The organism is Mesorhizobium sp. M0615, assembly GCF_040320805.1.
Lineage (GTDB): Bacteria > Pseudomonadota > Alphaproteobacteria > Rhizobiales > Rhizobiaceae > Mesorhizobium.
This window is the reverse complement of sequence record NZ_JAMYQI010000011.1, coordinates 1-8,386: the sequence shown is the minus strand read 5'-3', so window position 1 is coordinate 8,386 and position 8,386 is coordinate 1. Positions and strand designations below refer to the sequence as shown.

General features: G+C 64.9%; 7 protein-coding genes. 2 read left to right on the top strand and 5 right to left on the bottom strand.

Annotation, left to right across the window (positions count from 1 at the left end; translation table 11 throughout):
* Positions 1-131: 131 nt before the first annotated feature.
* Genes NKI46_RS20160 through hutI form a run of 5 tightly spaced genes read right to left on the bottom strand, consistent with a single transcriptional unit; the run spans position 132 to position 6,027 of the window.
* Positions 132-731 (bottom strand): HutD/Ves family protein, encoded by a 600-nt coding sequence (locus NKI46_RS20160; RefSeq protein WP_352747863.1) that lies wholly within the window; start codon positions 729-731, stop codon positions 132-134.
* A gap of 12 nt (positions 732-743) precedes the next feature.
* Positions 744-2,414, bottom strand: coding sequence for a urocanate hydratase (hutU, locus tag NKI46_RS20155; protein WP_502896825.1), 1,671 nt, complete (start codon positions 2,412-2,414; stop codon positions 744-746).
* 28 nt (positions 2,415-2,442) lie between these two features.
* Positions 2,443-3,255: an N-formylglutamate deformylase gene (hutG, locus tag NKI46_RS20150; protein ID WP_023742743.1), complete on the bottom strand. Its 813-nt coding sequence runs from the start codon at positions 3,253-3,255 to the stop codon at positions 2,443-2,445.
* A 1-nt stretch (position 3,256) separates the two neighbouring features.
* Positions 3,257-4,795 (bottom strand): histidine ammonia-lyase, encoded by a 1,539-nt coding sequence (hutH, locus tag NKI46_RS20145; RefSeq protein WP_352510765.1) that lies wholly within the window; start codon positions 4,793-4,795, stop codon positions 3,257-3,259.
* Complete coding sequence (gene hutI, locus NKI46_RS20140) at positions 4,792-6,027, bottom strand: imidazolonepropionase (RefSeq protein WP_352747585.1); 1,236 nt, start codon at positions 6,025-6,027, stop codon at positions 4,792-4,794. The genes hutH and hutI overlap by 4 nt, the downstream gene beginning before the upstream one ends.
* A gap of 90 nt (positions 6,028-6,117) precedes the next feature.
* On the opposite strand from hutI, the gene NKI46_RS20135 reads away from it, so the two are divergent.
* Positions 6,118-7,470, top strand: coding sequence for a formimidoylglutamate deiminase (locus NKI46_RS20135; protein WP_352747582.1), 1,353 nt, complete (start codon positions 6,118-6,120; stop codon positions 7,468-7,470).
* A complete protein-coding gene (gene hutC, locus NKI46_RS20130; protein WP_023831551.1) occupies positions 7,467-8,207 on the top strand; it encodes a histidine utilization transcriptional repressor HutC in 741 nt (246 codons plus the stop codon). Before NKI46_RS20135 ends, hutC begins: the two co-directional genes overlap by 4 nt.
* The last annotated feature ends 179 nt before the right edge of the window (positions 8,208-8,386 follow it).

The window sequence follows — 8,386 nt, the reverse complement described above, 5'->3', positions numbered from 1 at the left end:
GACAACTCAAGGACGAGCACCCCTGCCCTCCCGTCCGCCTTGGAACGACGGAAGGATTCGGGCTTTTTCGTGATCCAGACAACAGCTTACGCCAGATTTCTCCGGCGTGCGATCATGTTTGGCAACAGGCGTTAATCGTTGTGCTGGCGGTGCGGCTGGCCCAGCCTGGCTATCCGGATGACGAACACGGTCGTCGGCCGTACCGGTTCAACCCGTAGTTTCGCCTGCGGACCGAGCAACAGCGTGTCGAGGGGTCCAAGACGAGACGATGTCGGGCCGCTGAGGCCGACCTCGCCGTCGAACGGCAGGATCAGGGTCATAGCGCTGGTCGGCCGGATATCGGTCGGAACCGAGAACACCAGGCGCTCGACCGTGTGCGTGGCCCGCGCGCGGCGGGTCATGACGTTGAGGTCGGTGATCGGACCGGAGATCAGCGCGGCCGTGGTCGGCACATCGGCCGGGAAGGACAGCGGGGCGGAAGCCGCCGTCACTTCGGCCGGCGGACGGCCGGCAATATCAAGCACGATACCCTCGCCTTCCAGCACGGCAAGCGTGCGGTCGACGCCGGCAAAGCCCGAGAACGGGCCGCTGCCCTCGACTCGCGCCATCGAAACGCGCCAGTCGAAATCGTCCAGCCCGGCGCCGTCCGGCGAGACGGCGATCTCGGTGGTCGTGCCGCCGCCATTCTTCCACGGCATGACGCGGTAGTCGGCGGCCCGTAGGATGCGCATCATTTAAGCCAATCAGCCTAAAATACCGGGCAGATTGAGCTGGTGCTCCTTCGCGCACTCGATGGCGATGTCGTAGCCGGCATCGGCGTGGCGCATGACGCCTGTCGCCGGATCGTTCCACAACACGCGCTGCAGGCGCCTTGCGGCGTCCGGCGTGCCGTCGGCGACGATGACCATGCCGGCATGCTGCGAGAAGCCCATGCCGACGCCACCGCCATGATGCAGCGACACCCAGGTTGCGCCCGACGCGGTGTTGAGCAACGCATTGAGCAGCGGCCAGTCGGAGACGGCGTCGGAGCCGTCCTTCATCGCTTCCGTCTCGCGGTTGGGCGAAGCCACCGAGCCGGAATCGAGGTGGTCGCGGCCGATGACGACGGGCGCCTTGAGTTCGCCCCTGGCCACCATCTCGTTGAAGGCGAGCCCCAGCCTGTGGCGGTCGCCGAGGCCGACCCAGCAGATGCGCGCCGGCAGGCCCTGGAAGGCGATGCGCTCACGTGCCATGTCCAGCCAGTTGTGCAGATGGGTGTTGCCGGGGGTGAGTTCGCGCACCTTGGCGTCCGTCTTGTAGATATCCTCGGGATCGCCTGAAAGAGCAGCCCAGCGGAACGGGCCGATGCCACGGCAGAACAGCGGCCTTATATAGGCCGGCACGAAACCCGGGAAAGCAAAGGCGTTCTCGAAGCCTTCGTCCTTGGCGACCTGGCGGATGTTGTTGCCATAGTCGAGCGTCGGCACGCCGGCATTCCAGAACGCGACCATCGCCTCGACATGCTGGCGCATTGAGGCGCGGGCGGCCTTCTCGACAGCCTTGGGATCGGAGACGCGCTTCTCGCGCCACTCAGCCATCGTCCAGCCCTTGGGCAGATAGCCGTTGATCGGGTCATGCGCCGAGGTCTGGTCGGTGACCATGTCGGGGCGGATGCCCCGCTTGAACATTTCCGGCACGATGTCGGCCGAATTGCCGAGCAGGCCGACCGACTTCGCCTCGCCGGCCTTGGTCCAGCGCTCGATCATTTCCATCGCTTCGTCGAGCGTCTCGGCCTTCTCGTCGACATAGCGGGTGCGCAGCCGGAAATCGATCGAGTCCGGATTGCATTCGATGGCGAGGCAGCAGGCGCCGGCCATGACGGCGGCAAGCGGCTGGGCGCCGCCCATGCCGCCGAGGCCGCCGGTCAGGATCCATTTGCCCGTAAGGTTGCCATTGTAGTGCTGGCGGCCGGCCTCGACGAAGGTCTCGTAGGTGCCCTGCACGATGCCTTGCGTGCCGATATAGATCCAGGAGCCGGCCGTCATCTGGCCGTACATCATCAGGCCTTTTTTATCGAGCTCGTTGAATTTGTCCCAGGTCGCCCAATGCGGCACGATGTTGGAGTTGGCGATCAGCACGCGCGGCGCATCGGTGTGCGTCCGGAAGACGCCGACCGGCTTGCCGGACTGGACCAGCAGCGTCTCGTCTTCATTGAGGGTCTTCAACGAGGCGACGATGCTGTCGAAATCGTTCCAGGTGCGCGCGGCCCGGCCGATGCCGCCATAGACGACGAGCTCATTGGGGTTTTCGGCGACATCGGGATCGAGGTTGTTCATCAGCATGCGCAGCGGCGCTTCGGTCGTCCAGTATTTGGCGTTGAGCTTGTCGCCGCGGGGCGCGCGCACTTCGCGGATGTTGTGGCGAGGATTGTTCATCATTGTCCCTTTGGAGTAAGGCGGCGTCTCAGCGCCCGGCCCAGTCAATGGCGGATTGGAGGATTTTCGTCAGTGTGGCGCGCATCGGCGCGGCGAACTCGGCATCATAAGGCACCGGCCAATTGTCCGGTTCGCCCTTGCCCTCGGGCTCGCGCAAATAGCCGCGATCGGCAAGTTCCATCTGCAGCGCATGGTAGCCGCCTTGCGGATTGCCGAAATAGCGGGTGATCCAGCCGCCCTTGAAACGACCGTTGATGACATTGCTTTCACCGCTCTCGGCCATGATCTGACCAACCAGCGCCTGCAGCGTAGGATCCGCGGTCTGGCCGTCATTGGTGCCGAGATTGAATACCGGCAGCGTGCCGTAGAACAGGCGCGGCAGCACCGACCGGATCGAGTGGCAATCGTAAATGACGACCTTCTCATGCAGGCCGCGCAGCCTGACGGCCTGGGCCGCCAGCATTTCATGGTAAGGCACGAAATACGCTATGCGGCGCTGGTCTATCTCCGACGGCGTCGGTTCCGCGCCGGGCAGATACAGCGGATCGCCGTCGAAGGTCTCGGTCGGGCATAGCGTCGTTGTCGTCTGCCCGGGATAGAGCGAGGCGCCGGAAGGATCGCGGTTGACGTCGATAACGGTGCGCGAGATCGACGTATGCACAATCGTCGCGCCAAGGCCGGCGGCGAAATCGTAGAGATTGTCGATCCACCAGTCGCAATCGCGGCGGCCGAGCCAGGGCGAGACCAGCCGATTGTCGATGCCGGCGAGATCGATACCCGTGTGCGGGATCGACACCAACAGGGGTGCCGTGCCTTCGGTCACTGTCAGCCAGTCGGTCATGTCAGACTCCCGAGATCGAAGGCAATGTCACCGCGCTCGCAGCCTTGATGGCTGCGCCGCTGCGCACCATGGCGATGGCTTTTTCCATGTCAGGGTGGAAATGCCGGTCATTGTCGAGATGCGGCACTTCTGCGCGGACCAGCTTGCGAACCGCTTCCAGAGCTGCACTCGACGCCAGCGGCGCATGGAAATCGCAGCCTTGCGCGGCGGCCAAGAGTTCGATGCCGATGACGGCCGTGGCGTTTTCGATCATGCCGATCAGCCGGCGAGCGCCGTGTGCGGCCATCGATACATGGTCTTCCTGGTTGGCCGAGGTCGGGATGGAATCGACACTTGCCGGATAGGCCTTCTGCTTGTTCTCAGAGACGAGCGCCGCCGCCGTCACCTGCGGGATCATGAAGCCGGAGTTCAGGCCGGGCTTCGGCGTCAGGAAGGCCGGCATGCCGGACAGCGCGGGGTCTACCAGCATGGCGATGCGGCGCTCCGACAGCGAGCCGATCTCGCAGACGGCAAGCGCGATCATGTCGGCAGCGAAAGCCACCGGCTCGGCGTGGAAATTGCCGCCTGAAAGCGCAGTATCGTCCTCGGCGAAGATCAGCGGATTGTCGGTGACGCCATTGGCCTCGGTGCCGAGCGTATCGGCAGCCTGGCGCAGCACGCTGAGTGCAGCACCCATCACCTGCGGCTGGCATCGCAGGCAGTACGGATCCTGCACGCGCTCATCGCCGACGCGGTGCGATTCACGGATGGCGCTGCCGGACATCAGATTGCGCAGCGCTGCCGCCGTCTCGATCTGGCCCGGGTGTTTTCTGAGGAGATGGATGCGCGGATCGAAGGGTGCATCCGAGCCCTTGGCAGCGTCGGTCGACAGCGCCCCGGCGACCAGCGCCGACTGATATAGCACTTCGGCCTCGAACAGAGCGGCCAGCGCGTAGGCGGTGGAAAACTGCGTGCCGTTGAGCAGCGCCAGACCTTCCTTGGCGCCCAGCGTCACCGGCTCCAGGCCGTGCGAGACGAAAGCGACCTTGGCCGGGAAGCGGCCATGCGGGGTAAAGCATTCGCCAACGCCGATCATCACTGCCGTCATGTGCGACAGCGGCGCGAGATCTCCGGAGGCGCCGACCGAGCCCTGCGCCGGCACGACGGGGATGACGTCGTTGGCCAGCATCGCTTCCAGCAATTCGATGGTTTGCGGCCGCACGCCCGACGCGCCCTGCGCCAGGCTGGCCAGCTTCAGCGCCATCATCAACCGAACCACAGCGACCGGCATCGGCTCGCCGACGCCGGCGGCATGCGACAAAACGATGTTGCGTTGCAGGGTCTCTAGATCCTCGGCCGGAATGCGGACGCTGGCCAGTTTGCCGAAGCCGGTGTTGATGCCGTAGACCGGCTCACCCTTGGCGACGATGCGGGCGACAGCCTCGGCGCTGGCCTTGATCTTCGGACGGCAGGCAGCGTCGAGCTTCGGCACGGCGCCACGATAGATAGCGCGCCAGTCGGCCAGCGTCGCATTGCCGGGCTTCAGGTTAAGTTCGGTCATTGTCCTCTCCAGATGCGGGCATGGAGCGGGTTGAAGCCCATGCGGTAGACGAGTTCGGCCGGACGCTCGATGTCCCAGATCGCCAGGTCGGCGGATTTCCCTGCTTCAAGCGTGCCGGTCTGGCCGAGCAATCCCAGCGCGCGGGCAGCCTCGCGAGTGGTGCCGGCCAGGCACTCCTCGACGGTCAGGCCGAAAAGCGTCGCGGCCATGTTCATGGTCAGAAGCAGCGAGGTCAGCGGCGACGTCCCGGGATTGTTGTCGGTGGCGACCGCCATCTTGACGCCGTGCTGGCGAAACAGGCCGATCGGCGGCTTCCTGGTTTCGCGGATGAAATAGTAGGCGCCGGGTAGGATCGTCGCCACGGTGCCGGCCTTGGCCATGGCTGCGGCACCTGCTTCATCGGTGTATTCGAGATGGTCGGCCGACAGCGCGCCATAGCGGGCGGCGAGTTCGGCGCCATGCAAATTGGACAGCTGGTCGGCATGGAGTTTGACCGGCAGGCCAAGCGCCTTAGCCTTGTCGAAGACGCGGGCAATCTGTTCCGGCGAAAAGGCAATGCCCTCGCAAAAGCCGTCTACGGCGTCAGCCAGGCCCTCGGCGGCGATTGCGGGCAGGATCGTGTTGGCGACGAGATCGACAAAAGCGTCCTTGTCGCCTTTTGCTTCCGGCGGCAGCGCATGCGCGCCGAGGAAGGTGGTGCGGACCGTGACCGGGCGTTGCTTGTCCAGCTGCCGCGCGGCGCGAAGCGACTTCTGTTCATTTTCGAGATCGAGCCCGTAACCCGACTTTACCTCTACCGTGGTGACGCCCTCGGCCATCAGCGCATCGAGGCGTGGCAGCGTCTGCGCAACCAGTTCGTCTTCGCTCGCGGCACGCAGGGATTCGACCGAGGAGACGATGCCGCCGCCGGCACGGGCGACTTCTTCATAGGTGGCGCCGGCCAGCCGCATCTCGAACTCGTTGGCACGGTTGCCGGCATGGATGAGATGGGTGTGGCAGTCGATGAGACCGGGCGTGATCCAGCGGCCTTCGCAATCGGTAGTCTCGCCGCCCTGAGCCAACGCTGACGGCATGTCGGCTTCCGGACCGGCATAGACGATGAGACCGTCCCGGGCGGCAATCGCGCCCTTGTCGACAATGCCCAGTCCGGCGTCGCCTTCGGCCATGGTTGCCAGGCGCGCATTGCGCCAAAGGTGAAGGCCCCCTGCCCGGCTTTTGTTCTGTGCCGCCATCATCTTTTTCCGTTTGATTGGATGGCGATTATGTATATACATATTGAAAAGCACTGCAAGTGCAATTGTTCAGGGAATGCGGAGAAAAACGTGACGGCGATCTTTGCGGAACAGGCGCTGCTGCCCAATGGCTGGCATGACAAGGTGCGGATCGTCGTCACGGACGGTCGCATCGCAACCGTCGAAGTCGACACGTCGCCGCGGAGCGGTGACGAACGCCACGCCATTGTGGTCCCCGGCATGCCGAACCTGCACAGCCACGCCTTCCAGCGCGGCATGGCCGGGCTTGCCGAACTGCGCGGTCCCTCCGCCGACAGCTTCTGGAGCTGGCGCGAGGTGATGTACCGCTTCGCGCTGTCGATGACGCCGGATCAGGTCGAGGCGGTCGCCGCCCAGCTTTATGTCGAAATGCTGGAGGCCGGGTTCTCACGCGTTGGCGAGTTCCACTATCTCCATCACGATCGTGACGGAAAACCCTACGCCAACCTTGCCGAGATGGCCGAGCGCATTGCCGCCGCGGCTGGCGAGACCGGTATCGGCCTGACGCTGCTGCCGGTGTTTTATGCCCATTCTTCCTTCGGCGGCGCTGCGCCCAACGAAGGCCAGCGGCGATTCATCAACGATGTGAATCGGTTCGAGCGCTTGCTTGAGAAAAGCCGCGAATCGGTTCGTGCGTTGAATCAGGCTGTCGTCGGCGTCGCCCCGCACAGCCTGCGCGCCGCGGCGCCGGAGGAACTCAGCGCTGTTGCCGCCATTGCGCCGGACGGACCGATCCACATCCATGTCGCCGAGCAGGTGAAGGAGGTCGAGGATTGCCTGGCGTGGTCGGGTGCGCGACCGGTCGAATGGCTGCTCGCCAATGCCGGGATCGACAAGCGTTGGTGCCTGATTCACGCCACCCACACGACCGAGGCTGAGACAACCGGCATGGCCAGAAGCGGCGCCATTGCCGGGCTTTGCCCGATCACCGAGGCCAATCTCGGCGACGGCACCTTTTCAGCACCTCTGTTCATCGAACATGGCGGCCGCTTCGGCGTCGGCTCGGATTCCAACGTGCTGATCGGCCTGCCGGATGAATTGCGCCAGCTCGAATATTCGCAGCGCCTCGCACACCGCGCCCGCAATGTGCTGGCGGTGGCCGGCGGCTCGACCGGGCGGGCTCTGTTCGACGCCGCCCTCGATGGCGGCAGCACCGCACTCGGCGCCGGCCCGTCGCGGATCGCCGCCGGCGCCGCGGCTGATTTCGTCTCCCTCGACGAAAACCATCCTTCGCTGGCCGGAAAAAGTGGCGATGCGATCCTCGACGCCTGGATCTTTGCCAATGGCGGCAAGGTCGATTGCGTCTGGGTGCACGGAAAAAAACAGGTCAGCGGCGGCCGGCATGCAGCGCGTGAGACGATCGCCGAGCGCTTTCGCCATGTGATGACGGCGCTTTCGGCATGAGCATATCAGAGACAGCGGCGGTGGAAGGCGGCGGTTCGCTGCACCAGCGCATCCTGTCCGACATCAGCGAGAAAATAATGTCCGGCGCCTGGGCGCCGGGTCACCGCATCCCGTTCGAGCACGAGTTGACGGGCGAATACAATTGCTCGCGCATGACGGTGAACAAGGCGCTGTCGCAACTGGCCAAGGCCGGGCTGATAGAGCGCCGCCGCCGTTCGGGCAGCTTTGTCCGCCAGCCGCAGTCGCAGGCCGCGGTGCTGGAAATTCACGACATCAGGATCGAGGTCGAAGCGCTTGGGCTGGCCTATCGCTATGAGCGCATGGCGCGGCAGAAAAGGCGCAGCAGCGCCGAGGATCGCGCCTTGCTGGAATTGGGAGCGGCTGGACAGGTGCTGGCGCTGGAATGCCGGCATTTTGCCGGCAAGCGGCCGTTCGCGCACGAACAGCGGCTGATCAATCTGGCCGCCGTCGCGGAAGCCGCCGAGGAGGAGTTTCTCGACATTGCCCCCGGCCCTTGGCTGATCGGGCGCGTGCCGTGGAGCGAGGCAGAGCACCGTATCCGCGCGGTCGCGGCCGACAGGCACATTGCCGAATCGCTCGACATCGCCGCCGGCGCGCCCTGCCTGGTGGTCGAGCGCCGGACCTGGGGCGCCGAGCACCCGGTGACGCAGGTGAGGTTCACCTACGCCGCGGAGAGCCACACGCTGGTGGCGCGGTTCAGGCCTTCGCAGGGGTGATTACCCTCCCCCTCGAGGGGAGGGTCGCGGAGCAAGTGCCGCAAGGCGGCACTGGTGACGCGGGGTGGGGTCGGTGCAGCCTCGCCGACCCCCCCCCCACACCCCCAAAAAACACACAATAGAAAAAAAAAACACCCAACCCCCGAACTGGGGAAGATACAAACCGCACCAAAAAAACG